At 59.1% G+C, this 25,343-nt stretch carries 21 protein-coding genes, 1 tRNA gene and 1 pseudogene; 2 read left to right on the forward strand and 21 right to left on the reverse strand.

What is annotated here, in order from left to right; translation table 11 throughout:
- Positions 1 to 978: an SDR family oxidoreductase gene (locus AC1ECK_RS26080; protein ID WP_480324273.1), complete on the forward strand. Its 978-nt coding sequence runs from the start codon at positions 1 to 3 to the stop codon at positions 976 to 978.
- 504 nt (positions 979 to 1,482) lie between these two features.
- Here AC1ECK_RS26080 and AC1ECK_RS26085 read toward each other — a convergent pair.
- From AC1ECK_RS26085 to AC1ECK_RS26175, 19 genes and pseudogenes are all read right to left on the reverse strand, one after another.
- Positions 1,483 to 1,695, reverse strand: a complete 213-nt coding sequence (locus AC1ECK_RS26085; protein WP_480324275.1) for a hypothetical protein — start codon at positions 1,693 to 1,695, stop codon at positions 1,483 to 1,485.
- A 13-nt stretch (positions 1,696 to 1,708) separates the two neighbouring features.
- The gene (locus tag AC1ECK_RS26090) at positions 1,709 to 3,178 is read right to left on the reverse strand and encodes a S8 family serine peptidase (RefSeq protein WP_480324277.1); all 1,470 of its coding nucleotides are present in this window, start codon (positions 3,176 to 3,178) and stop codon (positions 1,709 to 1,711) included.
- A gap of 24 nt (positions 3,179 to 3,202) precedes the next feature.
- The gene (locus AC1ECK_RS26095; protein ID WP_480324279.1) at positions 3,203 to 5,791 is read right to left on the reverse strand and encodes a S8 family peptidase; all 2,589 of its coding nucleotides are present in this window, start codon (positions 5,789 to 5,791) and stop codon (positions 3,203 to 3,205) included.
- Between the two features lie 20 nt (positions 5,792 to 5,811).
- Entirely contained in the window at positions 5,812 to 6,996 is a 1,185-nt protein-coding gene (locus AC1ECK_RS26100; RefSeq protein WP_480324281.1) for an AAA family ATPase, read from the reverse strand.
- Between the two features lie 151 nt (positions 6,997 to 7,147).
- Positions 7,148 to 7,882, reverse strand: a complete 735-nt coding sequence (locus AC1ECK_RS26105) for a hypothetical protein (protein ID WP_480324283.1) — start codon at positions 7,880 to 7,882, stop codon at positions 7,148 to 7,150.
- A 67-nt stretch (positions 7,883 to 7,949) separates the two neighbouring features.
- Entirely contained in the window at positions 7,950 to 9,317 is a 1,368-nt protein-coding gene (locus AC1ECK_RS26110) for a hypothetical protein (RefSeq protein ID WP_480324285.1), read from the reverse strand.
- Positions 9,318 to 9,329: 12 nt separating this feature from the next.
- The gene (locus AC1ECK_RS26115) at positions 9,330 to 9,845 is read right to left on the reverse strand and encodes a hypothetical protein (RefSeq protein ID WP_480324287.1); all 516 of its coding nucleotides are present in this window, start codon (positions 9,843 to 9,845) and stop codon (positions 9,330 to 9,332) included.
- Entirely contained in the window at positions 9,793 to 10,281 is a 489-nt protein-coding gene (locus tag AC1ECK_RS26120) for a DUF7665 family protein (RefSeq protein ID WP_480324289.1), read from the reverse strand. Before AC1ECK_RS26120 ends, AC1ECK_RS26115 begins: the two co-directional genes overlap by 53 nt.
- A 3-nt stretch (positions 10,282 to 10,284) precedes the next feature.
- Positions 10,285 to 10,764: a hypothetical protein gene (locus AC1ECK_RS26125; RefSeq protein WP_480324290.1), complete on the reverse strand. Its 480-nt coding sequence runs from the start codon at positions 10,762 to 10,764 to the stop codon at positions 10,285 to 10,287.
- A 628-nt stretch (positions 10,765 to 11,392) separates the two neighbouring features.
- Positions 11,393 to 12,022, reverse strand: a complete 630-nt coding sequence (locus AC1ECK_RS26130; RefSeq protein WP_480324292.1) for a hypothetical protein — start codon at positions 12,020 to 12,022, stop codon at positions 11,393 to 11,395.
- A 2-nt stretch (positions 12,023 to 12,024) separates the two neighbouring features.
- Entirely contained in the window at positions 12,025 to 12,801 is a 777-nt protein-coding gene (locus AC1ECK_RS26135; RefSeq protein ID WP_480324294.1) for an RNA polymerase sigma factor sigma-70 region 4 domain-containing protein, read from the reverse strand.
- 374 nt (positions 12,802 to 13,175) lie between these two features.
- Positions 13,176 to 13,640: a tyrosine-type recombinase/integrase gene (locus tag AC1ECK_RS26140; protein ID WP_480324296.1), complete on the reverse strand. Its 465-nt coding sequence runs from the start codon at positions 13,638 to 13,640 to the stop codon at positions 13,176 to 13,178.
- A pseudogene (locus AC1ECK_RS26145) lies at positions 13,630 to 13,820 on the reverse strand (IS110 family transposase); the annotation flags it as partial. The pseudogene AC1ECK_RS26145 and the gene AC1ECK_RS26140, both read right to left, overlap by 11 nt.
- Before the next feature lie 188 nt (positions 13,821 to 14,008).
- Positions 14,009 to 14,096: transfer RNA gene (locus AC1ECK_RS26150), tRNA-Ile, on the reverse strand.
- 158 nt (positions 14,097 to 14,254) lie between these two features.
- Complete coding sequence (rpoD, locus tag AC1ECK_RS26155) at positions 14,255 to 16,639, reverse strand: RNA polymerase sigma factor RpoD (RefSeq protein ID WP_480324298.1); 2,385 nt, start codon at positions 16,637 to 16,639, stop codon at positions 14,255 to 14,257.
- An 82-nt stretch (positions 16,640 to 16,721) separates the two neighbouring features.
- Positions 16,722 to 18,590 (reverse strand): DNA primase, encoded by a 1,869-nt coding sequence (dnaG, locus tag AC1ECK_RS26160; RefSeq protein ID WP_480324300.1) that lies wholly within the window; start codon positions 18,588 to 18,590, stop codon positions 16,722 to 16,724.
- Positions 18,591 to 18,668: 78 nt separating this feature from the next.
- The gene (locus tag AC1ECK_RS26165; protein WP_480324302.1) at positions 18,669 to 19,115 is read right to left on the reverse strand and encodes a GatB/YqeY domain-containing protein; all 447 of its coding nucleotides are present in this window, start codon (positions 19,113 to 19,115) and stop codon (positions 18,669 to 18,671) included.
- Between the two features lie 224 nt (positions 19,116 to 19,339).
- A complete protein-coding gene (rpsU, locus tag AC1ECK_RS26170) occupies positions 19,340 to 19,552 on the reverse strand; it encodes a 30S ribosomal protein S21 (RefSeq protein ID WP_074266548.1) in 213 nt (70 codons plus the stop codon).
- Positions 19,553 to 19,652: 100 nt separating this feature from the next.
- A complete protein-coding gene (locus AC1ECK_RS26175) occupies positions 19,653 to 20,882 on the reverse strand; it encodes a BaiN/RdsA family NAD(P)/FAD-dependent oxidoreductase (protein WP_480324304.1) in 1,230 nt (409 codons plus the stop codon).
- Positions 20,883 to 21,085: 203 nt separating this feature from the next.
- Between AC1ECK_RS26175 and tsaD the strand changes: the two genes are divergently transcribed.
- Complete coding sequence (tsaD, locus tag AC1ECK_RS26180) at positions 21,086 to 22,114, forward strand: tRNA (adenosine(37)-N6)-threonylcarbamoyltransferase complex transferase subunit TsaD (protein WP_480324306.1); 1,029 nt, start codon at positions 21,086 to 21,088, stop codon at positions 22,112 to 22,114.
- Positions 22,115 to 22,257: 143 nt separating this feature from the next.
- Here the strand turns inward: tsaD and folE2 are convergent, their stop codons facing one another.
- The gene (gene folE2, locus AC1ECK_RS26185) at positions 22,258 to 23,070 is read right to left on the reverse strand and encodes a GTP cyclohydrolase FolE2 (protein ID WP_480324308.1); all 813 of its coding nucleotides are present in this window, start codon (positions 23,068 to 23,070) and stop codon (positions 22,258 to 22,260) included.
- A 288-nt stretch (positions 23,071 to 23,358) separates the two neighbouring features.
- A complete protein-coding gene (gene dxs / locus AC1ECK_RS26190; RefSeq protein ID WP_480324310.1) occupies positions 23,359 to 25,266 on the reverse strand; it encodes a 1-deoxy-D-xylulose-5-phosphate synthase in 1,908 nt (635 codons plus the stop codon).
- Positions 25,267 to 25,343: the final 77 nt, after the last annotated feature.

Here is a 25,343-nt window from a genome sequence, read left to right on the forward strand (position 1 = left end):
ATGCGCGTTTTCGTTACAGGGGCGACGGGATTTTTAGGATCGGCGATCGTTCGTGAACTCGTCGATGTCGGCCATGAGGTAACAGGGCTGGTGCGCTCTGCCAAAGCCGCCGCGAAGCTCGAAGCCATGGGAGCAAAGGCGCACCGGGGCACCATGGAGAATCTGGAAAGCTTGCGACGAGGGGCCACTCAGGTGGATGGCGTGGTTCACACCGCCTTCTTCCACAGCTTCGGACAGGCGAGCCTCGGGATTCGCATGCGCACAATGTTCGGAGGAAGCCCGGCGAACATAGTCGCACGGTTCATGACAGCCGCCATCGACGTGGACCGGCGTGCGATCGAGACGCTCGGCAATGCGCTCCGTGGTGGCGGCCCATTGGTTATGGCCTTTGCGACGATGGCTGTCGCTGCTGGGCATACCGCAGTGGAAACTGATCCGGCAGATCCGAATGCCGCAGGTGGCCAAAGGGGGCGTACTGAATCTGTGGCCTCGGCGCTGGCGGCGCGCGGTGTCAGAACTTCAGTCATTCGGTTACCGCCGGCCATGCATGACCAAAATAAGCAGGGGTTCGCCACTCTCTTGATGCAGATCGCGCACAAGAAAGGGGTCTCCGCCTATATCGGTGATGGGAGCAACCGGTGGGGCGCGGTGCATCGGCTTGATGCAGCCCATTTGTTCCGGCTCGCTCTTGAAAATGGTAAGGCCGGTGCCTGCTATCACGGGGTCGGGGAGGGATATATCACGCTTCGCGAACTCGCAGAGTTCATTGGTCGGCAACTCCGCTTGCCGGTCAAAAGTTTGACCCCGGAAGAGGCCTCCAGGCATTTTGGCTGGTTTGCATCATTCGTCGGCGCGGATAATCCAGCGTCCAGCGAAGCCACCCAAACACAATTGAGCTGGCAGCCGACGCACGCAAAGCTGACGGCGGATATCGAAGCCACCGTTCAAGCCGGGGACACATGGCTTCGCGCACGTTGAACCAGGAAAGCATCCCCTTAGTCCAACCGCCCGATGCTGATGGCACAACCCATCTCTTTGTTCTGCTTTTTCTAAGATGCGCCAGTATCAAATCCAGTGATCCAACTGGGCGGCGAAGTGCGACGCGCAATTGAGGAAAACGACCTTGATTGCGGAAATTTTTTGAGGCTCGGAAAATCACCGAAAGCCTTGGTGGGCCGGGTGGGAGTCGAACCCGCGGTGTCCTTTCGGAGGCGGATTATGAGTTCGTGTTGTTGCACCACTACGAGACACAATGTGTTCTAAAACAGTACTTTATGCACCGTCCTACCACGTCAGTCCAGCGTTAAATGACATCCCCGTTGAACCTTGTTTCTTGCGCTGTGTGACGGATTCTCGCATCGGCAACATTAGCCTCGCGAAGGCGACAGGGCGTCGCGCACCAACGCGATTGATCAATTAGCGGAGGGCCAAACTCTTGCGCTCAAATCGCATTCAGAAAGGCCGCGACCGCAAGCGTCACACTCACCGTATCAGGTGATATTCCTTCTGCTTACTCGCCACCCAGTTCTTCATATGCGACACATCCTGCAGGAATGTGTCGTCAAAGCTCTCCAGCAACAGTACCTTCGATGACGTGCGGTCGAGGACCTGCACCCCCTTATGCTCGAGGATGCGCTCAATATCCTTCTGGGGCGCATCTCCTGGCCCTCTGAAGTACAAGACGTATCTGCTCATAAGGCACCTCCATTCATTGAGGCAATCCACTTCCTACGTCCGATAGATTGAAGCCGAGTGAGTTACATTTAGCGTAGAGCAACTTTTGCAATTGCGCCAGGCGCGAAGGCGTGCGAGCCTTCCCTTTCACCGACAGTTCGTCAGACAACAGGCAAGCAGCAACACCCGTTACCACCGGGGCGGCCATAGATGTGCCGTTTAGGGCCGCATAGCCATCGGTCCCAATCGTAGAAATGATGCCCACGCCAGGTGCCGCCAAATTCACTTTCCCGAAATTGGAAAAGTCCGGAACAAAATCATCTGGGTCGGCCCCTTGCGCCCTTCGGCTCAATGCCGCATGAACCGTGCCCGCTGGAAATGTCCCTGTCCGGCCAATCGCACCAACCGACACTACTTTCGGATGCGCGGCTGGATGGCAAGCAGACGGTTTTCCGAAATTGCCCGACGCCGCGACGACGAGTACGCCGGCTGCGACGGCATCGTCAACCGCCGAATCAAGCCCGTCGTCACCATCTTCGTCGCCAATGCTCAGATTGATGATGTCAGCACCATCATCTATTGCCTTGAGAATCGCTTTGATGACCCGGTAGTTGTCCGTCGTACCGCTGCCCTCTTCGAAAATGCGATAGCTCAACAGATCGACGTTTGGTGCTAAACCCCGAGTAGCTCCCCTCGCACCAATAATCCCAGCAACATGGGTACCGTGGCCTATGCCATTGTCATAGATAAGATTGTGCGGAGGGCTTGCTACCAGTGTCGTACGCTGGCGAACACAGGCGAGATCCTTATGGTCATCCACTCCAGTGTCAACCACGGCAACCTTCACACCTTTGCCGCCGCCAGCTTTCACTGAAGGATAGTGATGCTTCTTGCAATCAGCGAACGCAGCGTCGAGCCGCTGCATTGCAATGACGGCTTGACCTTTTGCGGCGTACAACCCTGGTTGAAACGCACTCCAAAAACCCGAAAACGTGGATACGGAGCAGTCAGCAAAACCCGACGGCAGGGCGATTGCAACTTCTCCCGCGACTGAAGTGATGCCTTGATACGTTGCGCCCGAAGGGTCAGAGAGTCGTACCGTCGCGTTAGGAACAGGATTACCGGTTTCGTCGACAACCTTAATATCGAAGGTTCCGGCGACTGGAAGCGGTGACGGAGCAGGACTTGGGATGATGCTCGCAAGTATCGAGTTGTCCATGCTAGCGATGAGCGAGTATGTCTTGAGCGGATACAATCTCACTCGCGGATTCGCCCGCTCGATCGCAATGCGTTGTGTATCGGTAATTTCGACGAGCGCGATTTCCGACTCGAGCATTCCTCGCTCGACCGGAATGTTGTCTGCTCCCGACCCCGTTACTGCACGAAGAACATCGGCGATGGGGTCGACTGGCTTCGCAGAAGACTGTACAAATCCCGCCCCGGACGCACCTTGCGTCGGACGAGGAATGCGTAAAATGTATTTTTTCCCAGCGACCTCTTTCACACTGCCCTCTCTCTGAATTTCTTCTTAACGTGGACGAATGCGCACCGCGGTACGGATGTCCCCCAAGGTCAAAGCGGAGCCCACAATCAATTCTTGACGCAGTTGATCGTACACATTGGCCTGTTTCAGCGGGTCAGCAATCGTCAGGATCGCGGCAAACGGTATTCCTTCCGTGGGAAACTCGACCTGCTCGCGAGCAACATAGTTGATCGTGAGACGCCAGTCGGACGAAGCTCCAACGCCCTTCAGTTGCCCCTCAAGGACTTTTACAGGACTCCATTTCAAGCCATCGACGAGCAACGCCGCCTCTCTCGACGTCCGCTTCAGTCCATAGGAGTGAACCGGCTTCACACGCGAGATGTATCTGATTTTTCCCTCTTCAATCTGTTCTTCTTCGTCGTCCTGCTCGACCTCCTCAAGCGTAGCCTGACGCAATGATGGTTCCAACATGATGCGTGCGGCTTCAGCACCATAGCGAAAATCAAGCGGCGGAGAGTACACGAGAGTTAGTCTAGCGTCACCCCTGCACGCTCCCCCCGGCCCGACCAAAGCCTGCGGCCATTTGAAATCGATGATCGTGTTCTCCTTGATATGCAAATCATCAGCGATAACGACGCCAAATGTATGCTGATCAAGGTTAAGAATTTCGGCACTCGTCGTGGGGAAACCGAAACCCACCAGGTTACGCGCAAAACGTTTCACCGTACGCCCCGAAAGGGGATTTCTTAGGCGAGCGCTATGAAGCAGCATCGCTTGCAGAACCTCCCTCGGGGCGGTACCTTCCAGTTCGGCATCTAGCATCGCGAGCGTCTTTGCGACCAGCGGCGCGGAGTAACTTGTGCCCCGCACTGCCACTTTGTTACCCACATTGTTCGTGGTATGCAGGCCGGTGGCTCCGTCGTCGCCAACAGCACCGCCGATCTGGCAAACGTCAGGTTTGATGGAGCCACGAACCCCTGGCCCACGACGGCTATATCGTGCCGGGGCATCAGGAAGACAACCTTTAACACCGTGCCCATTTGTGGCGCCCACCGAGACATTCGTCAGTGAATCAGCTGGCACATATAGAGTGTCCGTCTTCGTTTCTATAAGCTGTTGCGCGGCGTATGATGGCCGCCCATCCCACTCGGGACGAGCGTCCCCATCAGTTGCATTGCCAGCCGAAATGACGAAGAACACATCATGTTTGCGAGCAATTTCATCTAAGCGAGTCGCCTCTTCGCTGAACTCGCGTGCCGAAACCATGCACTCGTTGTTCAGACTGAAATTGAACACGCGAATACCATGCTCTTCACGAACTTGCGCGACTATCCTTTCTAGCCGGTCAAGAAACTGTCTGGTCCCATTGGTGTAGTAGTCACCGGCGTAGACTGACTCACAGTCGGGCTGCATGACTACATCGACAAGCCAGCAACCGTCTTTCTCTAGTCGCCCTGAGTACTGGTCATTAAATGAACCAGCACCCACCAGCAAACCCGCGATATTGGATCCGTGGGTGAGGTCCCTGTCACCTTCCCGAATTTCGGCATAGCGTCCGATCACCCATTCGTCGAACTGCGCCGAAATCCCTCCGTCCACTACCGCGATTGACGGATACAACTCGGAATTCTGTGGCGATGGAAGCTTGAGAGGTTGAACGGAGATCGCATCCGACTGTCCCCGCCTCATACGCTGCCCTACCGCTGACGGCGTGAACGCTGCCTGTTTATCAACAGTGAAAACGGCAGGAATGCTTATCCTACGCACGTTCGGATGCGCACCAAGGAGCTTCAATAATTCGAGATGCTCGTTCGGATCGAAACTCCCGTCTTCTCTTAGCTGGTCGCCAACGCGCTGAAGTGTCGTGCTGCCACGGATCGTAGCAAACCCTGCGTTGCCCGTCAGACCAACATACACAGTAGGAATAGGCCCTTCTTCATCACCGAAAACGATGTACACCCCAAGTCTCTGCCCCAAGCGCTGTAAAGATCGCAAGAACGAGGCTGCCGGAGTATCACCTCGCATCTGACGTATGTTATCTAGATCAATCAGCGCAGTCGATTCGAACAATTGAACCGAGTACATTGGGGCAAGCTGATGCTCCTTGAATACGCCTATCGCTCGCAATGGATCAGGTACATGTCGATCAACGGACGACCACAAGCTAACCTGCTCAATGGCGCCGATCTCCGAGCGTTCGCGGCTAGGATTCAGGACGACGTTGCCGCGCCCGTCACGCCGTCTGCGTGTATCTGGTTCCACACCATCGACACTTGAACGCACGTCGTTCAAGGACTCCACGCTCACCTTGACGATTAGCTCGCCAATGTCGCTATTTCCGACGACCGGGTTCAGATCCGGTGTGAACAGTCGTTTGGTGGGGCGATGGCTTTTTGCCCACGCCTTTTCCTGAAGAGTGACCTTGAGAAATCCGGAGGAGCCAAAACCGGCCGAGCTTTGAGTCAGAGCACCTTGAACCTGCCGTATTTCAGACGCAATTCGCGCCTTGTGAAGCGCAAATTCCCGATCCCGGTCGGCAAAAAAATCCTTCTTCGTGTTTCCCGCGTGCGTGACGCGCTCTCGTCGAAGATCTGTCGCGTTTGTCACGTAGAGAAGCGGATATTCTGCTGCCATGACACCCCCGGATCGCCAAGTCAGCCCACCCAGCGACTTATCGTTGTTCGATTTACCGCAAATGCCTGGGCCAACTCAGGCGTCGAGAAATTATAGCTCTTTGATAACAACTTCGCGATTTCCTTATCGGAATGCGAGATCATCTCGTGTGTCGCCTTGGGAATGCGTGCAGAATGCGCATGCGAGATCGTCTTAAGTCGCTCGACGAGTGGTATCTCCTTGCCCTGCAATATCCAGCTTTTCCTGATTGACTGGACGAAGTCTTCCACTTCCGCACCCGAGGTATCACGCAAAAGCCATGCAATGAATTTCAGTTCGCCTGGCAAAAACTTGAGCGGCAAAGAATATTTACGGATTATCTCAAGCCGCTCCGCGTCGCCCGGCTTTGGAAGCTCCATCTGAACTTGAAAGCGTCGCCAGACCGCGGGATCAAGTAGTTGCGGATGATTCGTAATGCCGAGCGTCAGCCCGTGTTTGGCGCGCTCATCTATGTTCTGCAAGAGCGTGTTGACAACCCGTTTGATTTCCCCAATTTCGTTCGGGTCATCCCGAAGCTTAGCAATTGCATCAATTTCGTCCAGTAATAGTATTGCTCGATGCCGGTTCGCGAACGAAAAGAGACTGCCGATGTTGCGCGAAGTGGTTCCCAGAAACGACGACATCAGTCCGTCAAGCCTCGCCAGAATCACCGGCAGTCCGAGCCGGGACGCAAGCCACAGCGCAACCTGTGTCTTGCCAGTGCCCGGTTCACCGAAAAAGAGGCAGCTCGTCGCAGGCTGAATTCCCACTACAAGCAATTCAGCCGATCGCTTCCACTCAACAACAAAGGATTCGAGCGCAGTCTGGAGCGCGGGCGGCAGAATTGGAGATGCTGCAGGAAGGCGATCCTGGAACAGGACTGTCGCAAGAGGTGACGCCGTCTCACGGTCTACCGGAACCCGTGAAGCACGAGTCAGGGGCTCGCCTGGCAGATCGATGGAAAGCTCAGCTTTCGAAGGCGTCCCAGACATATCCGGCGACGCACCGCGCACACTCTCGCCCTCGCCCAGAAGCCCCTTGATAACGGCCCCCCCCTCCTGATTGCCGCTAGAGATCAGGGCTTCCGATACTCGCGACACAAGTACGCGCGGGTCTTCCTCACCAGTTAGCACCGCGCGACAGGTGTCTGCGAGAAGCGAGATTTGAATCGATTTTTGACGTTTCACGTGCAGTTTTGCGTACAAAATGTGCGCATAACACTACAAACCGTGCACTGCCGTCAAGCTTTTTTTCCGCCGTGCGACCGTTGATAGCGCCTTCCCCCTAAGGCCCGGCGCTCCGCGATTCGGAAAAGACACGACCGGAGTGAGCAACCACCTAGTGCATCGCTGTCGACAATGCCACTTGCAGGGTTGTCCAGGCGTCGTAGGCGCGACCGGAAGACAGCCCCCATGAAAGCGCAAGGAAGATCGCGCCGAACGTCGCGCCGAACATTGGCGTATATCGCGACGTCATTCGTGAAAGGGAGTTGAATGGCGACAGCGTGTGTTCAATCAAGATCCGCAAGGCCGCGAGCCAGTTTACAAGCAGTGCCATCCCTGCCGCAATCACAGCCCCTTCGCCTTCGAGAACAACCCGGTGTTCGAAATCGGAAAGGCTCTTCCACATCGCCATGGGGCTTGTTGTCTGTGTCGCCGACGCAAGTACATCCGACGAGATCCTGTTGTTTAGAAACCCGAGAAACACAAGCCCGATAACCCCAACCAAGACCACCGGCAGCCCGCTGGCAACCAGCTTCGATGTTGATCCGCCGGTCCGCGCTACTGAGATGGCGGTCGCAAACAGCGCCGGTGCCATGCTGAAGAAAAAGCCTAGACGCAACGCGGCATGCACGGCATCGAAGTGTCTCAGATACACCCACGCCAGAAGGACTGCCCCGGCAAACGCCGCAAATAGAACGGCGACGTTGTCTACAGGCTCCGGACCGGCGCCTCCGCCTGAGCGAATATTGTTGGTCACGCGGACGTTCGAGACCGTCGTATTACCATTGTTATCCCCGAACGTGACGCGGTCGCCGCTCACGTGAAATGCGCTGTTTTTGAATTCACTCATTTCTTACTTTCCTTCTCGAATTAAACTGCGAAATGCCGCCTGGCTGCGCGCGGCGCAAGAAATCAAATCACTCGACTGCAGATAGGAAGCCTGTATTCACGCCAGTAAGGTCGGTCGGGTTCAAAACGACACTTCGGTAGTCGAGGTCGAAAAGATCGACGTCGATGACGTCATGTGCCACCCCACCGTGCAACAACCGTAGCAACTCCGAAATCACGAGGGTGGCCGCGAATGCTCCAACAAATGCAGCCCCTACGGCCTTACCAGCAAGTAGCGTCACACCGCACTGGTCGAGGAGTCCGTTGTTAAGCAGGGCGTTGTACGCCGGACTGGGTGGTTTTTTTACGAAATTCACCTGCGGTTGCCAGATCTCAACGGCACTACGCGAGCCGGGCAGTGAGTGAATCCGCGCGCACTGGAAGTCATCAAACCGGCTTCCGAGCCCCGCTTCAACGATGAGCGAGAATCCGACCGTATCGAGTACCCGGCGCGCAGCGGGGTTGTCGACGCCGCATAGCAGGACACCCGGGTCACCTTCACGGCGACGCATGGCACCGTCGAACAGCCGTTCGACTATGTTCGTACGAAAGCCGCGAGCCTCAAGCCATTCAGAAACGACCCGCGTCTTCATGCGCTTCAAGTCCGCCTGCGTACTCAGTAGCGACGTGCTTTCCGTTGACTTCGTAATGATGTCCGTATCCTGGATTACGACTCGCGCCTTCGGCGTTTGCGTGCTGCCATACGGCAACATGCCCAGACACCAGGCGTAAGCCTGCCCGAGGTGTCCTACCCCAAGTATCCAGACGTCGGAAGGGAGATATCTGAGCGGCGGCCCGTCTGCTTCCGAAGTTTCCCAGGTCGATGAACTGGGCTCCCAAAGAGAAATTCCGAATCTCCGTTTTCCCGCAAGTGGCGAGTCAGTGCTTACGAAGAAGAATGCCTCGCAAACAGCCATCGCAGCAGCGGCTACGGCCGCGAGAGGCATCACATAGCCAGCAGCCTCATCGATTGAATCGTCTGCCGGAGCAATGCCGGCTCTCCATCCCTCCATGACCAGTCGCACATGAAAATCGGCATCCCGCGCTCTTGACCCGCCAATCGAAACCAACGGAAGTTGACCAGGTGAGCCGACCCGGGCGCCAGCCTTCATCAAGGCTTCAACCAGCGTACCGCCAGATGCAATGCACGAATGCGCGGGGGCGTCGGCGTCTACGGACACGTAGACGCCACCAAGAAACACACGACGCGCCAGCTCGACGGTGGTCAGCGCGGCAATCTGGCCGTGCAACGTCCGTCCTTGCGCTGTGCCGATGTGCAGCTGAAATCGATAGCTGCCAAGCAACTCCCGAGCTTCTTCGAAAGTCGATGCGCGTCCACTATCGACGAGTTGCTTCAGCGTCCGGCTTACCGTATCGCCATTGATGTCCGTTGTCATTTGCTGCGCTCCCTAGATACCAACGTAGAAGAAGTCCGACTTCTCCACATCCCTGACGGTTTGCCACTGGCGTCCACCCAGATAACGATAGATTCCCAGTGCGCCACGCCGCTGCCGTCCAAAGGCAAAATTCGGCACAATTAGCGAAATATGACCAGTAACGGAAATCATCGGATTGAGCTGATCAGACTCGCTCTGCTCGGAGCCACCAGGATGGGTGTGCACGTCGGCCACAACCTGCAGGTTTCGTTCGCGGCACACCGCCCACAGTTTTCCCATGCTGGCGCCGTTTAGATGCACGTATCCCTTATCCAATGCGTGCGGGTCGATGTCGTCGTAAAGAACGAAATCCTCAATGACGCGCGTGGCGTCATCAATAGAGCCCAAGAGGAATGCACCGCTTTCCCGGCGCCCGCCCCCACGTTCGCGAAGGCTGCTCAGCAGCCGACGCCATACGAGAAAGTCGCACGCAAGCTCATGCCGCGGCGACCACAGGCGGCGTAAAGTCCGCTGAATTGAGAAGTTCATAAACCGCTTCGAGATATTGAACAATTGAGCCGTCTGGCCGCCAAAGTTTGGCCGGCATCTGGGTGGCCCAACCGGGGTGAGTTGCGATGGTGATGCGGTCACACGGTAGGTAAAGCGCGGTCCCATGGTGCCAATCTCTGCGGAACACCTCGCCCACGCGACCGCCCTTGCTGCCGGGCCACAGTGCTTCGCCCAGCCGCACCTTTTGCTCTACGTCCCACAGTTGCGCGGTGGGCGGCTGCGCCGGGTATCCAGACAACTCGAACCGCAGAACGTAGGTTCCGACGGACGCTGCGACCTCAATCAGCGCGATGGGCCACTCGACGCCTATGAGATTCCAGCGACCGTCGGCGACGCCCATGCGGAATTCCGGTTGATCAACGGAGGCACTGAACGCGCGGCAGTCCGGAGAACGGGTGTCGATCAGCGCGCTCATGCCTCACCCCTGGATCCGCTCGTTCGGCACAAGGTCGAACGTCACCGCACACACACCACCGTGAGTCAGTGTGCCGAGATGACTCGATGCCGACGGACGGTCGACTGAGCCCTGAAGTTGGAGAACGTGCTCGGCCGCATGCGACGCGTCAATACCGAACTTGTCGTCGGCCCATGCCTTCACAACTGCCACTGTCGTCGCTGGCGAGAAATGATGAGTCACCTCCCGTGCATTGAAGTACACCCGCGTTTCCACCTTGCGGCAGCGATGCACGTGAACCTTCGGATGCCGTTTTTCCTTCAGCAGGACAGCGAAAATTTCTTCTGTCACCGGCTCGTCGCTGCCCTCTTCGAACACGAGAATTTCCTCGAGCGGGACATCCTTGCCGAGCACAAGCTCCTTCAGAATCACGAGGTTAAGCCCCTCAAGCTGATCGACAGCGTTGACCTGGGTAGAACCTTCTTTCTGGATGAAGATAGTCATTTTCAAATCCCTCAAAAGTTGGGTCTTGGAGATGAATTACTCGCTGACCCTGTACTCTATAAATCGCTACGGGATTCAAAAACCGGAAAGCAGGATGACAAACTCTCCTGCTTGTAGAAGCGCAATGACGGGGTCCAAGCCTTCCATCTAGATGGGCGTCCCTTCGACCAGCGAGCGCTCATACTGCCGTCAACCTCATTGCCTACGACGATAGAAATTCAGCACCGTGGCAACGAGCGAACCTGCAGGTCGTCCCCAGGTTATGGCGATTTGAGTCGGCGAGCAGAGATGTACCACGCTGCGCAGCGCAGCTTCGCAATAAGGATCTTGTGCCTTGCGTTAGGTATGATCGATTCACGATGTCTTAGGATGACTGACTGTTTTACAACGAACTCGACATGAGGGTGCTAGCGCAATGAGCAATAAGTGTTATTACCCGGAAACAAAAGGGGAGGCGTGATCCACGCGGGCGCTGTGGATGCCTCGGGCAGTCAATTGGCCTACGCACAGCCACCTGAAATTAGTGGCTAGTGCGCTGCAGACAACGAGAACTACCCGAAGCTCCCGCCGTCGATAGCTGAAAGCTCAGAACTGGACGGGATGTTGTCGTCTATTCCTAGTGTCAGCATTATTCATCACGCGACAGAGTGACCAACAGCCGGTCCGCTTCCTCCCGGTCAAGGCCGCATGAATGTAACGCTTGCGAGAATGATTCTCGTTCCTCTTTATTGGCGGAACTTTGAACAAACGCGAGACGAACAAACTGCTGCGGCGCCCAGAAATGGGCTTTGATATCCGTTATCGAGACATTCAGAAGTCCTGCGAGTTTTTTTACGAATGCATCCGGAATGGTGGAAGGAATCACCAGTCGATCACGCAGTTTCCTGACAAATGAGGATGGTACGCCAAGTTGATCCATCAGCGCACTGTATCCCTTCGAATCAAGTCTCGCGATCGGATTCTCCGCCAGCACCACGTTCGAATAAGGCTTGTCGTCAGCCTGGTTTTCGAAGTTAAGGTTATGGAAGCGGCTGATGGCTCGCTCGGCGACCGGGTCATACGTCATCTCAGATTCTACGCCCGTTCGCTGCGACAGACGGTTTTGGACCAGTGCAGCCGCGCATTCCACCAGTTCACGCTCGAACTCCGGATATTGGATGACGTACGCTTTCAGCAGCCGCTCATCCGGCAACTCCTGTTCGGTCGAAAACTGCATCAGGACGTCCTGCAGCTTTTCGTGCTTGGCTTGGGCATTCATTTTCACTCCTTGAGGTTTGCGAGCTTCTCACGGGCCCGTTTCTGGCGATTTCTTACAGTTTTGCTGTCAACCCCGCATAGGGACGATATGGTCGGTTCGGACTCGTCACGCGCTTCGCTCTTGAGGCCAAGAATTGAATAGATCATGACCTCCTGTTCGCCTGCTGGCAGATTAGCCAGCGCGTCGAGCACCTGTCGTGTGAAAACACCTCGTTCAGGTTGGCTGAGCCCAAGCGGAAGGTCAGTTATCGACCCGTCCGCTAGCGAATCCTCCAGATCGTTGCCTTCATCATCCTCACGCTCGGGCATAGGCACGATTCGCGATTGATGAATACGCATACGCTTCGCCTCGGTGGATGCGAGTGCACAAACTGCGTTGTCGAAGAGCACTTCGTAAAAATCAAGCGATTCACAGCCGGGACTCGTGGCGTCGATGCTCAACATCTCCACGAACCGGTACATCACATTCTCTGTCGCCTCATCCTCGAGACTGACATTTCTTGCGCGAAAGCGCGCACGAACAAGGGCAGTCATACGCCTGACGAGCACATCGACAAGCTGGTTCACAACGGTGTGGCGTTGGGTACGTTGCGCATCTCGCAGCAACGCCAAGAGACACTCGTTTCTGATGTACCCCGCGCCTCTTCGAGACCCGATTTTGGCGCGGCTAATCAGCTCGGCGTCAGACAGTCGCTCAAGTGCAGCCAGCTCCTGCTCAACGTCCGGCAGACGCTGCATCGGGGTCCCACCTACGGTCTTCTTGGTCAGCTTTTTAGGCATGTGTCCTCCGATTCGACTGCCTCTCTATTATTAAATAGGAAGGGCACCAAAAAACCGGAAAGGTAACCACAAATATTTTTTTCGGGTCATCCGCACGCGGCGGCCTTCACGAGGGGAGGCCACCGGATAATATTTCAACCGGTCCCGGCGGTACGGCGCAGACGGAGATTGAGGAGGGTGACCACCCGACAATCGGTATCGTCCGGCGCATAGGGAGGATAGCAATGAGATCAAGAGCCCTCAGCGCAGAACCTGTTCTCGAACGACGCCCGACACCCTCCTGTGACAGATCACGACATAGCGGCGCCGTTTTCCGACCTGGCAGGATCCATCAGGTAGCACTCCAGGTTCGATCCTCGCGGGACGTGCAGTCGTCAGCACGCCTTCTGTTGCGGACGCACCCGAAACGCTCTGAACGCAGTCACCGAAATACGTTTGGTGACCCGCGCCTGATCTCGCGTCGCCAGGCCCACCCCGACCGTCCCCGTGGCATGTCCACCACGCTTGCGCAAGCCTAGTAGTCCGGGCGTCCGGCGCTGACGCGCCGCCGTGTCCCCGGTCTCCCTCAGCCGTGCAAGCGGATTCAGGTGACGCGTTTCGGCGAGGTGTTCGGGCGAAAGGTGCGCATAACGCATCGTCATGGCCAGGCTGTGGTGGCCAAGAGCGCGCTGCAGCGACAGGATACTGCCGCCGTTCATCATGAAGTGACTGGGAAAGGTATGCCGCAGAACATGCGTTAGCTGGCCTTTAGGTAGGGTCACTCCGGCTCGATCTACGCCTTCACGGAAGGCTACTTCAAATCGGTCACATTGCGTGAGGCGGTCTTCGATCGTACGCACGCAGTAACCGCATCGGGTTGATCACATCGTGCCGATCGGTCTTTCCCCGCTGCCGGGATTCTTAGGGATCAGTGACACGGCGCATATCAGGCATTCGAAACCTTGCCTGATGAGTCGTCGACGCAAACCGTAACCACAGGGGCCTGCTTCATAGACCACGCGCACGCGCCGTCCTTTGGACTACGGCAGCTCGCAAAGGCGATTCGTCTTCGTCAGCGTGTAAGCGCGTCGCCATCCCGGTCGGTCAACATAATCCTTTGTGAGTCGTTTGGATCGCACACGAAGTCTTAGCAAAAAACTCGGTTGACCCTTTGTTGAACCCTTGAGAAAAACAAGGGCCGAGCATCTACCTAACTCTTTGATTTCTTTGGTGGGCCGGGTGGGAGTCGAACCCACGGTGTCCTTTCGGAGGCGGATTATGAGTCCGCTGCCTGCAACCAGCACGGCGTCCGGCCCTAGAGAAGTGAAACCAAGAAAAAGACCCGGTCTGAAGGCCGGGCCTATTCGCTGATTGGCCGACATACTACACGAAAAAGGGGCCTCCGTGACCGCTTCGCGTCAGCAAAACGATCAGGAAGCCCCTATATCCGCAGCAGCAGCCTGATACCCTTCGATCAATTCCCTTCGAGGAACGACTTCAGCTTGTCAGAACGGCTCGGGTGACGCAGCTTGCGCAGCGCCTTAGCCTCGATCTGACGGATCCGCTCACGCGTCACGTCGAACTGCTTGCCCACTTCTTCAAGCGTGTGATCCGTGCTCATCTCGATACCGAAGCGCATGCGCAGCACCTTCGCTTCGCGCGGCGTGAGCGAATCGAGCACGTCCTTCACGACATCGCGCATGCTGGCATGCAGCGCGGCGTCAGCGGGCGCAACCGTGTTCGTGTCTTCGATGAAGTCGCCCAGATGCGAATCGTCGTCGTCACCGATCGGCGTTTCCATCGAGATCGGCTCCTTCGCGATCTTCATGATCTTGCGGATCTTGTCTTCCGGCATCTCCATCTTTTCAGCCAGCGTAGCCGGATCCGGCTCGAGACCGGTTTCCTGCAGAATCTGACGCGAGATGCGGTTCATCTTGTTGATCGTTTCGATCATGTGAACCGGAATCCGGATCGTCCGCGCCTGGTCCGCAATCGAACGCGTGATGGCCTGACGAATCCACCACGTGGCGTACGTGGAGAACTTGTAGCCGCGACGATATTCGAACTTGTCCACCGCCTTCATCAGGCCGATGTTGCCTTCCTGAATCAGATCCAGGAATTGCAGGCCACGGTTCGTGTACTTCTTCGCAATCGAGATCACGAGACGCAGGTTGGCCTCGGTCATTTCACGCTTGGCCTGACGCGCCTTCAGTTCGCCGGCCGCCATCTGACGGTTGGTTTCCTTCAGGTCCTTCAGCGGCAGCACGACACGCGCTTGCAGGTCCAGCAGACGCTGCTGCTGTTCGCGGATCGCCGGGATGTTACGCGTGAGAATCGCGCTGTACGCATGACCTTCGCCAACGATCTTGTCGGCCCATTCGAGGTCCGTTTCGCTGCCCGGGAAACGCGCGATGAACTCGGCACGCGGCATGCCGCACTTGTCGACCACCGTATGCAGGATCTGACGCTCGACCTGACGCACTTCGTCCACCTGAGCACGCAGCGTGTCGCACAGACGCTCAACGGTACGCGCGGTAAAGCGGATCGTCATCAGCTCGTTCTGAATCGTTTCCTGAGCCTTCAGGTAAGACTTCGACTTGTAGCCTTCCTTCTCGAACGCGCGACGCATCTTGTCGAACCATTCGCTGATAAGGGCGAACTTCTCGAGCGAGGCACGCTTCAGCGCTTCCATCTGCGCGGCGTTGGCGGTGGCTTGCGCCGCGCCATCGTCGTCTTCCTCGTCTTCTTCTTCGTCCTCGTCGACTTCCTCGTCTTCGCTCTCGATCGCTTCCGCTTCCTGCGCGGAGAAGCCGTCGGCATCTTCCGCGTTGGCGTCGATCAGGCCGTCGACCAGTTCGTCGATGCGGATTTCCTCGTTCGCGACGCGCTCAGCCATCGCGAGGATGTCCGCGATCGTGGTCGGGCATGCGGAGATGGCCATCACCATGTGCTTCAGGCCATCTTCGATCCGCTTCGCGATTTCGATTTCGCCTTCGCGCGTAAGCAGCTCGACCGTGCCCATTTCACGCATGTACATGCGGACCGGGTCGGTGGTGCGGCCAAATTCGGAATCGACGGTGGACAGCGCTACTTCGGCTTCCTCTTCAACTTCGTCGTCAGACGAAGCCGCCGGCGCGTTGTCGTTCAGCAGCAGCGTTTCGGCGTCGGGCGCCTGCTCGTAGACGGCCACGCCCATGTCGTTGAACGTGCTGATGATGCCTTCGATCGCCTCGGTCTCGGCAAAGTTGTCCGGGAGGTGGTCGTTGATTTCGGCGTACGTCAGGAAGCCGCGCTCCTTGCCGAGCTTGATCAGCGCCCGCAGTTTCGCGCGCCGTTCTTCCAGTTCTTCAGCGGTGCCGGGTTGGGTAGACGCGAAAGCATCCTTCAGCAGCGCTTTCTCCTTCGCGCGGCGGTCGCGTGCCTTGGCCTTTTCGCCTTTTCCCGGAGCTGCTGCAGTTTCCTCGCTCGGGGTTGCGTCGTCATCGACGGATACTTCATTCAGCTTTTTCGTCATGGAGTTCGCCGTACCGGCTGTAGTCTCGACTCTCGGCTGTTGGACAACAGCCGGCAGAACCGTGGATACTGGAGTCTCGCGCGTTACCGCATCGTCCTGGGCGGCAACGGCTTCCCTTGCGCTTCTGGTACTCGGCCGCTTCGTGACCGGCGTGGCGGCTTTCGCCGTACTCACCGACGCCGCTCGCGCGGCGGAAGTAGTCGAGGATTTCTTCCTTACAGAAGGCGTCACGCTTGCGGCAGGCGCTGTTTTCGCGGAAGAAGCGGACCTGGCCCGGGTGACCTTGGTGGTCGGCTCCTCAGAGCCTGCGCCTGTCCCTTTCTTTCCGCCTGTAGTCTTTGCCATTGCAATCGCCTTTCGCCTTTTGCCTGGAAAACAAACCGCTGAAAACCTTTTATTATAGCACCTTAGGTTCAGCCCACCCCTGCTACAGCCCGAGCTGACGCTTCATGTCAGCCCGTTTCTGATTCAGATCCGTCAGCTCGGCAAACTCCTCGGCGGTATGCCTCGATTGCCGTGAAAGTTGCTCGAGTCGCTCACAATAGGCGTCATAGCGCATCTTCAGGATTGCCGCCTTTAACTCTTCGCCGACAATCCTTTCCTGCTCGCGCCGTTCCTCGATGACGGCAGCGTCCGTAGGATCCTTCAGCAACAAATCCCGAACGTTTTCATCATAGTCCAGAATTTTGCGAAAGATTTCCTCGAAAGTCGGGGCGTTGGCGCCATTTCGCAAGAGATCGGACAGCAACTGGAACTCCGCCGCGTCGCCGAGCGCGCGTGCATGCGTCGTGACTTCCTCGAAAAGCTCGCCGTGACGGGTCACCGCCAGCAGCGCCTGCTCGGCCTCTTCGTCCAGCACCGCGACGGTCCGCGGATGCATCACGAGGTTGCGCAGCGTCTTTTCCTCGATCCCCGTCACGCTGCGACGGTCCTTGCGGGCCGGCGCCTGGCGGGCGGCAGCGGCGATCCGGGCGTCGACTTCACACAACCCGGCCACCTCGTCGAACGGCACGTCGAGCCGGTCGGCGAACATATGCATGATCTGCGCACGCAGCGCATTGGCCGGCAGCGCCTGCAGAAGCGGCTTCGCATCGAACAGCGCGCGCGCCCGGCCTTCCGGCTGGTCCAGCTCCTTGCCGGCCAGCACCTCATTCAGCATGAACTGTGACAGAGGCATGGCCCGCTCAACCTGTTCGGCAAACGCTTCGGTGCCGAACTCGCGCACATAGCTATCCGGGTCGTGCTCCGTGGGCAGGAACAGGAAGCGGATGGTCCGGTTGTCCGCCGCATGCGGCAGGCAGGCGTCGAGCGCCCGGCGCGCCGCGCGGCGGCCCGCCGAGTCGCCGTCGAAGCTAAAAATTACCGTATCGGTCTGCCGCAGCAGTTTCTGTACATGAATTGGCGTGCAGGCCGTACCCAAGGTGGCGACGGCGTTCTGGAACCCTAATTGGGCCAGTGCGACCACATCCATGTACCCTTCGACCACCAGCGCGTACTGCTGTTCACGAATCGCAAGACGCGCCTCAAACAGCCCATAAAGCTCGCTGCCCTTGTTAAATAGAGGCGTTTCCGGCGAATTCAAATACTTGGGCTCGCCGCCGTCCAGCACCCGGCCGCCAAAGCCGATCACCTGGCCTTTGACATTGCGGATCGGGAACATGATCCGCTCGCGGAAACGATCGTACCGGCGGTTCTGACCCTGAGCATCGGACTTTTCGCTGACAATCACGAGTCCCGACTCGACCAGCGCCTCATCCCGATAATTAGGAAATGCCGCCTCGAGGTTCTGCCAGCCGTCCGGCGCATAGCCGAGCCCGAAACGGGCTGCGATCTCGCCGGTCAAGCCGCGTTTTTTCAGGTACTGGATCGCGCTGGGCGCGCCGCGCAACTGCTTGCGGTAAAAGTCGCATGCCGCCTGCATCACATCGGAAAGCGCGGTGGTCACGGCCTTGGAGACCGCCGGCGCATAACCGCCGCCGCCCCCGCCGCCCTGATGCGGCGACGGTTCTTGCGGCACCGTCAGGCCGACTGACTGCGCCAGGTCGTTGACGGCTTCGGGAAAGGACAGCCCGGCGTGCTCCATCAAAAAGCCGATTGCCGTGCCATGCGCACCACAACCGAAGCAATGATAGAACTGCTTAGTCGGACTAACGGTAAACGAGGGGCTCTTTTCGTTGTGAAACGGGCAGAGCCCCATGAAGTTCGCACCGCCCTTTTTCAGTTGCACATACTTGCCGACCACGTCGACGATATCGACGCGGTTCAGCAGATCCTGCAGGAACGAATGCGGAATCACAGTGGAGGGCGCTACCTTGAAAACCTGAAGGCTGGGCGGCCTGCGCGAAGGCAGGCCGTACAGTCCGTTGAACCGGCGTTACTTCGCGAGCGCGGCCTTGACCAGGCCGGAAACGGCGGTCATATCGGCACGGCCCGCGAGCTTCGGCTTGAGCACGCCCATCACCTTGCCCATGTCCTGCGGGCCGGCTGCCCCGGTTTGCGCGACCGCGGCCTGCACTTCGGCGGCGATTTCCGCATCGGACATCTGCTCCGGCATGTAGGCCGAGAGAATGGTGAGTTCGGCGCTTTCCTTTTCGACCAGATCGGCGCGGCTTGCCGCTTCGAACTGGCTGATGGAGTCTTTGCGCTGCTTGATCATCTTGTCGATGACCGCGGTAATGGCGGCGTCGTCGAGCGTGACGCGCTCGTCGACTTCGCGCTGCTTGATCGCGGCGAGCAGCAGGCGGATGGTGCCGAGACGCTCGGTTTCGCGGGCGCGCATGGCGGCCTTCATGTCGTCGTTGATCCGATCCTTGAGACTCATTACTCACCTAAATGCGTTGGAATGTAAAAAGGTCTGGCCACGCCCGGTGCATCAACACAAAAACCCGCTTGGGACTGCTTCCTCAAGCGGGTTGGCGCGAATTCACGGAGTAGATGCGGCGTGACCAAGGTGGCCTTGACGGCCAGGTTGTCCGCACGGGACGGCGTTTATTGCCGCCACCGGTTGCGTGCCGACGCTCCGTAGGAACCGCAGCGACGTCAGAATCAGTAAAACTTCTTGGGCAGCATCTGGCTGCGCAGCCGCTTGAAGTGGCGCTTCACCGCCGATGCCTTCTTGCGTTTGCGCTCAGCCGTGGGCTTTTCGTAAAACTCGCGCGCTCGAAGCTCGGTCAACAGCCCGTTCTTCTCGATCGTGCGTTTGAAGCGGCGCATCGCGACTTCAAAAGGCTCATTTTCTTTTACGCGGATGATCGTCATTTTGCAATAACGGAACTTTGTAAAGGTTGGGGAGTATAGCAGACCTTTCTCACAAACACACGTCCGCGTCAAGCCCCTCCTAGGACCTGTTCACGCTTATTTATAACAGGCTTGCGCCGACCCTGGCATACTCCGCGGCCGCCTGGCCCGCCGCCACGCCCGAAGCCCACGCCCACTGGAAGTTGTAGCCGCCGAGCCAGCCTGTCACGTCGACCGCCTCGCCGATGAAATAGAGACCCGGCACCCGGGCGCTCATCATGGTGGCCGAAGAAAGATCGCGTGTATCGACCCCGCCGCGCGTCACCTCGGCCTTGCGGTACCCCTCGGTGCCGTTCGGGGTGAGTGTCCAGCGCGACAAGGCCTCACCGACGCGGCGCAGTGTCTTGTCGGGCAGGTCGGCAAGACGCGCTTCCGCCGGAATCTGGTGGGTTTCCAGCCAGACGTGGGCGAGCCGGGTGGGCACCCATTCGGCCAGCAGGTTGGCGATCTGGCGCCTGGTGCTCGTTTTGGCCTCGAGCAGCGCGTCGATGGCGTCCCGCTCCGGCAGCAGATTGACGTGGATCGGCTCGCCGGGCTGCCAGTAGCTCGAAATCTGCAGAACGCCCGGCCCGGACAGCCCACGATGCGTCAGCAGCAGGTCTTCGACGAACTCCATGCCGGTTTTCTTGCTGCCGGTGGCGAGCTGCACCTCCAGCGAAACGCCGGACAACGCCGAGAACGGCTCCCAGTCGGCTGCGGCAAAGGTCAGCGGCACGAGCGCCGGGCGCGTGTCGATCAGCTTGTGGCCGAACTGCTTGGCGAGCCGATAGGCGAAGTCGGTTGCGCCGATCTTCGGGATCGACAGACCGCCGGTCGCCACCACCAGTGCGCGGACACGGATCGGACCGGCGTGCGTATCGAGGATGTAGCCGTCAGCCGCATCGTGCCGCACTTGCTCGACCGCGAGCGGCCGGCGCCAGGCGATGCCGCCGGCGTCGCACTCGCTTTTCAGCACGTCGATGACCGCGTCGCTCGACTGGTCGCAAAACAGTTGCCCTTTGTGCTTCTCGTGCCACGTGACGCGATAACGCTTGAGCAGGGCCATGAAGTCACGCGGTGTGTAGCGTGCAAGCGCCGAGCGGCAGAAATGGGGGTTCGCGGACAGATAGTTGGCCGGTCCCGCGTACAGATTCGTGAAGTTGCAGCGGCCACCGCCGGAAATGCGGATTTTCTCCGCGAGGCGCGGTGCGTGGTCGATCAGCACGACGCGCCGGCCGAGCTGGCCGGCGACCGCCGCGCACATCATGCCGGCTGCGCCCGCGCCGATGACCGCGATATCGAAGGATTCCATGGCGCGCATTGTACCTGCGGCCCCTGCCCCGCACTGCTATACTTTCAAGCTTGCCTTTTTACTTTTCGGGCGCCTGAATATACCGGCGAAGCACGCTGGGAGGCAGTGGGCGAGCGGGCCAGCGGTCAGGCTGCGCTCCCAAGCTGCAGACCCAGGCTATCAACCCGGCCGCATGTTCGCCGCGCCCGTGCAGCCCACACATCATGCTCGTTCTCGGCATCGAAAGCTCCTGCGACGAAACCGGACTCGCGCTCTACGACACGGAGCGCGGCCTGCTGGCGCACGCGCTGCATTCGCAGATTGCGATGCACCGGGAGTACGGCGGCGTGGTGCCGGAACTCGCCTCGCGCGACCATATCCGGCGCGCGCTGCCGCTGCTCGAAGAAGTATTGGAGCGTGCCGGCACGGCGTGCAGCGAAATCGATGCGATTGCCTACACGCAGGGTCCGGGTCTGGCTGGAGCGCTGCTGGTCGGCGCGAGTATCGCCAATGCACTCGCCATGGCGTGGGACAAGCCCACCATCGGCATCCATCACCTTGAAGGACATTTGCTCTCGCCGTTGCTGGTCGACGAACCGCCGCCGTTTCCGTTCGTCGCCCTGCTGGTCTCCGGCGGTCACACACAGTTGATGCGCGTGACCGACGTGGGCGTCTATGAGACGCTCGGCGAAACGCTCGACGACGCGGCCGGCGAAGCCTTCGACAAGACCGCCAAGCTGCTGGGCCTCGGCTATCCCGGCGGTCCGGAAGTCTCGCGGCTGGCGGAATTCGGCACGCCCGGGGCAGTAGTTCTGCCGCGCCCCATGCTGCATTCCGGCGATCTGGACTTCAGCTTCAGCGGCCTGAAAACCGCCGTGCTGACGCATGTGAAGAAGCTCGGCGGCGCAAATATCTGCGAGCAGGCGAAGGCGGATCTCGCCCGGGGTTTTGTCGACGCGGCCGTCGATGTCCTGGCCGCCAAGTCGCTGGCCGCATTGAAGAAGACGAGGCTCAAGCGCCTGGTAGTGGCGGGCGGAGTGGGAGCAAACCGGCAGTTGCGCGAAGCGCTTTCGGCCGCCGCGAAGAAGCGCGGCTTCGACGTCCATTATCCGGACCTGTCGCTGTGCACTGACAACGGCGCGATGATCGCACTGGCCGGCGCGCTGCGTCTTGCGCGCTGGCCCGACCAAAGCGGTAGGGACTACGCGTTCACGGTCAAGCCGCGCTGGGATCTGACGTCCCTGGCACGCTAAGCGAGCCGCTCGCGGCGGCAGTCAAAGCCACGCCGCCCGGTACACGCAGCCCTCAACCGAAAGCACACTGCTGCAATTGAAAACAGCCGCTTTCGCGGCCGTTTTCACGTCAAAACAGACTTCACCGAAAGCCGAACACAGGCTTACCGTGACGCAACCCGCTTGTCGTGCTCGATCACAGCATAAGCGCTGTGATTGTGGATCGACTCGAAGTTTTCAGCCTCGAGCACGTACGCCACAATCCGCGCATCCGCATTCAGACGCTGCGCCACATCGCGCACCAGGTCTTCAACGAACTTCGGATTTTCATAGGCCCGCTCGGTGACGAACTTCTCGTCCGGTCGCTTCAGCAAGCCCCACAGCTCGCACGATGCCTCTTCTTCGGCAATCCGAATCAGGTCTTCCACCGGCACGTCATCGGCCAGCTCCGCGTTGATCGTCACATGCGAGCGCTGGTTGTGCGCGCCGTATTGCGAAATCTTCTTCGAGCACGGGCACAGGCTCGTGACCGGCACCAGCACCTTCAGGAACACACGCGTCACGCCATGGCGGGTGTCACCCGTCAGCGTCACTTCGTAGTCCAGCAGACTTTGCACGCCTGACACCGGCGCCGTCTTGTTGACGAAGTAAGGGAACGACACTTCGATGCGGCCGGCTTCGGCTTCGAGCTTTTCGAGCATCGCGGCCAGCATGGCGCGGAACGTCGCCGGCTCCAGCGGAGCCTTGTTCTCTTCGAGCAGCGCCACGAAGCGCGACATGTGCGTGCCCTTCTGATCGGCGGGCAGGTGGACGTCGAGATTCCATGTACCGACCGTCGGCTGCACGTCGCCGCCCTGTGCACGCACCGTGAGCGGATGGCGCACGGCCTTCACGCCAACCCGTTGAATCGGGATCTGGCGAGTGTCGACCGTACTCTGCACGTCGGGCATCACAAAGGCGGGATTCATCTGATTCATGTTCTTGTTCCTTACAGGAAAACGCCGGGCCGCCCCAAATATTCCGCTCTGCAGGGAATCCCCCAGGAGGGGATTGGAGACCGCCAGCTCCAGGCTCGTCGCAAAGCGACAGGTTGGAGGTACTCAGCAGCCGAGCGGATCGGCCTACACAACGGCGAACGCCGGCTTCAGCCGGCGTTGCATGATGGGCCCGAAGGCCCATCGACTCAAGTTGGAGATTGCTATAGCCACGATAGCGCCGGCAAACCTCGGCGCCCGGCCGGTCCCACGACTCGCTCGCCGGCTTGCTTAGGCGACGCGCTTGACCGACTTGCCCGCGGCGCCGGTGGCGTGATCGAGGAAGCGTTCGCGAATCGATTTGGCAATGCCCGCGCCGTCCAGACCACACTCTGCGAGCAGCTTGGCCGGATCCCCATGATCGATGAAGCGATCAGGGAGGCCCAATTGTAGTACGGGACGCATAACCCCACTGGCAAGCAGGGCTTCGACGCAGGCCGAACCCGCACCGCCCATCACGCAGCCTTCTTCGACCGTGACGAGGTAATCGTGAGTTTCTGCCAGTTCGCGTACCAGCTCGGCATCAAGCGGCTTGACGAAGCGCATGTTCGCCACGGTGGCGTCCAGTTGCTCCGCAGCGGCCAGCGAGGGCGCCACCATCGTGCCGAATGCCAGAATCGCGATGCGCTTGCCGGCCGGCTGCGCGGTTTCGCGACGCACTTCACCCTTGCCGAGCGGAAGCGCGACCATCTGCTTGACCGTTGCCACGCCCGTGCCCGCGCCGCGCGGATAGCGCACCGCCGTCGGGTTCGGCTGCTGCAGCGCCGTGTACAACATCTGACGGCACTCGTTTTCGTCCGAAGCGGCCATCACCGTCATGTTCGGGATGCAACGCAGGAACGCCAGATCGTACGCGCCCGCGTGGGTCGCGCCGTCCGCGCCGACCAGGCCCGCGCGGTCGATTGCGAAGACCACCGGCAGGTTCTGCAGGGCGACGTCGTGGATCAACTGGTCATACGCGCGCTGCAGGAAAGTGGAGTAGATCGCCACGACCGGCTTCATGCCATCCGCGGCGAGACCGCCCGCGAATGTCACCGCGTGCTGCTCGGCAATGCCGACGTCGAAATAACGATCCGGGAAGCGCTTCTCGAACTCCACCATGCCCGAGCCTTCCCGCATGGCCGGCGTAATGCCGACGACACGCGAATCAAGTTCAGCCGCGTCGCACAACCATTCGCCGAACACTTGCGTGTACGTTTTCTTCGACGGCGTGGTGGAAGGTTTGATGCCTTCAGCCGGATTGAACTTGCCCGGGCCGTGGTAGAGCACCGGATCGGCCTCAGCCAGCTTGTAGCCCTGCCCCTTCTTGGTCACGACGTGCAGGAATTGCGGGCCACGCAGCTCCTTGATGTTCTGCAGCGTCGGGATCAGCGAATCGAGATCGTGACCGTCGATCGGGCCAATGTAGTTAAAGCCAAACTCTTCGAACAGCGTAGCCGGCACGATCATGCCCTTCGCGTGCTCTTCGAGCTTGCGGGCGAGATCGAGCATCGGCGGCGCGACGCGCAGCACGCGCTCCACGCCGGCACGCGCCGCAGCGTAGAAGCGGCCCGACATCAGACGCGCCAGATGGCGATTCAACGCGCCCACCGGCGGCGAAATCGACATGTCGTTGTCGTTGAGGATGACCAGCAACGGGACGTCGTCTTCGACACCGGCGTTGTTCATCGCCTCGAAGGCCATGCCGGCCGTCATCGCACCATCGCCGATCACGGCGATGCCCATGCGGTTTTCGCCCTGCAGCTTGCTGGCGATCGCCATGCCGAGCGCAGCGGAAATCGAGGTGCTGGAGTGGGCCGTGCCGAAAGTGTCGTACTCCGACTCGTCGCGGCGCGGAAAACCGGAGATGCCGCCGTACTGGCGCAGCGTGTGCATCTGGTCGCGGCGGCCGGTCAGGATCTTGTGCGGGTAGGTCTGATGGCCGACATCCCAGACGATCCGGTCGCGCGGCGTGTCGAACACGTAATGCAGCGCAATCGTCAGTTCGACCGTGCCAAGGTTGGACGAGAGGTGTCCACCCGTCTGCGAGACGCTGTCGAGCACGAAGGCACGCAACTCGTCTGCAAGCGGTTGCAACTGGCGGCGATCGAGGCGGCGCAAGGCTGCCGGGTCGTCGATGGTTTTCAGCAAGTCGTACATCGTCGTTCCATTGTAGGAAAACTTACGCGCCCGCACTTCATTCACGCATTCATCGTGGCGAATGCGCGGCGGCGGGC

This window comes from Paraburkholderia sp. SSBN10T, assembly GCF_056619545.1.

Bases quoted from the DNA above. Each gene is read 5' to 3' on its own strand.
- AC1ECK_RS26080 (WP_480324273.1), top strand. From the start codon at position 1: ATGCGCGTTTTCGTTACAGGGGCGACGGGATTTTTAGGATCGGCGATC.
- AC1ECK_RS26085 (WP_480324275.1), bottom strand. From the start codon at position 1,695: ATGAGCAGATACGTCTTGTACTTCAGAGGGCCAGGAGATGCGCCCCAG.
- AC1ECK_RS26095 (WP_480324279.1), bottom strand. From the start codon at position 5,791: ATGGCAGCAGAATATCCGCTTCTCTACGTGACAAACGCGACAGATCTT.
- AC1ECK_RS26105 (WP_480324283.1), bottom strand. From the start codon at position 7,882: ATGAGTGAATTCAAAAACAGCGCATTTCACGTGAGCGGCGACCGCGTC.
- AC1ECK_RS26110 (WP_480324285.1), bottom strand. From the start codon at position 9,317: ATGACAACGGACATCAATGGCGATACGGTAAGCCGGACGCTGAAGCAA.
- AC1ECK_RS26115 (WP_480324287.1), bottom strand. From the start codon at position 9,845: ATGAACTTCTCAATTCAGCGGACTTTACGCCGCCTGTGGTCGCCGCGG.
- AC1ECK_RS26120 (WP_480324289.1), bottom strand. From the start codon at position 10,281: ATGAGCGCGCTGATCGACACCCGTTCTCCGGACTGCCGCGCGTTCAGT.
- AC1ECK_RS26125 (WP_480324290.1), bottom strand. From the start codon at position 10,764: ATGACTATCTTCATCCAGAAAGAAGGTTCTACCCAGGTCAACGCTGTC.
- AC1ECK_RS26130 (WP_480324292.1), bottom strand. From the start codon at position 12,022: ATGAATGCCCAAGCCAAGCACGAAAAGCTGCAGGACGTCCTGATGCAG.
- AC1ECK_RS26135 (WP_480324294.1), bottom strand. From the start codon at position 12,801: ATGCCTAAAAAGCTGACCAAGAAGACCGTAGGTGGGACCCCGATGCAG.
- rpoD (WP_480324298.1), bottom strand. From the start codon at position 16,639: ATGGCAAAGACTACAGGCGGAAAGAAAGGGACAGGCGCAGGCTCTGAG.
- AC1ECK_RS26165 (WP_480324302.1), bottom strand. From the start codon at position 19,115: ATGAGTCTCAAGGATCGGATCAACGACGACATGAAGGCCGCCATGCGC.
- rpsU (WP_074266548.1), bottom strand. From the start codon at position 19,552: ATGACGATCATCCGCGTAAAAGAAAATGAGCCTTTTGAAGTCGCGATG.
- AC1ECK_RS26175 (WP_480324304.1), bottom strand. From the start codon at position 20,882: ATGGAATCCTTCGATATCGCGGTCATCGGCGCGGGCGCAGCCGGCATG.
- tsaD (WP_480324306.1), top strand. From the start codon at position 21,086: ATGCTCGTTCTCGGCATCGAAAGCTCCTGCGACGAAACCGGACTCGCG.
- folE2 (WP_480324308.1), bottom strand. From the start codon at position 23,070: ATGAATCAGATGAATCCCGCCTTTGTGATGCCCGACGTGCAGAGTACG.
- dxs (WP_480324310.1), bottom strand. From the start codon at position 25,266: ATGTACGACTTGCTGAAAACCATCGACGACCCGGCAGCCTTGCGCCGC.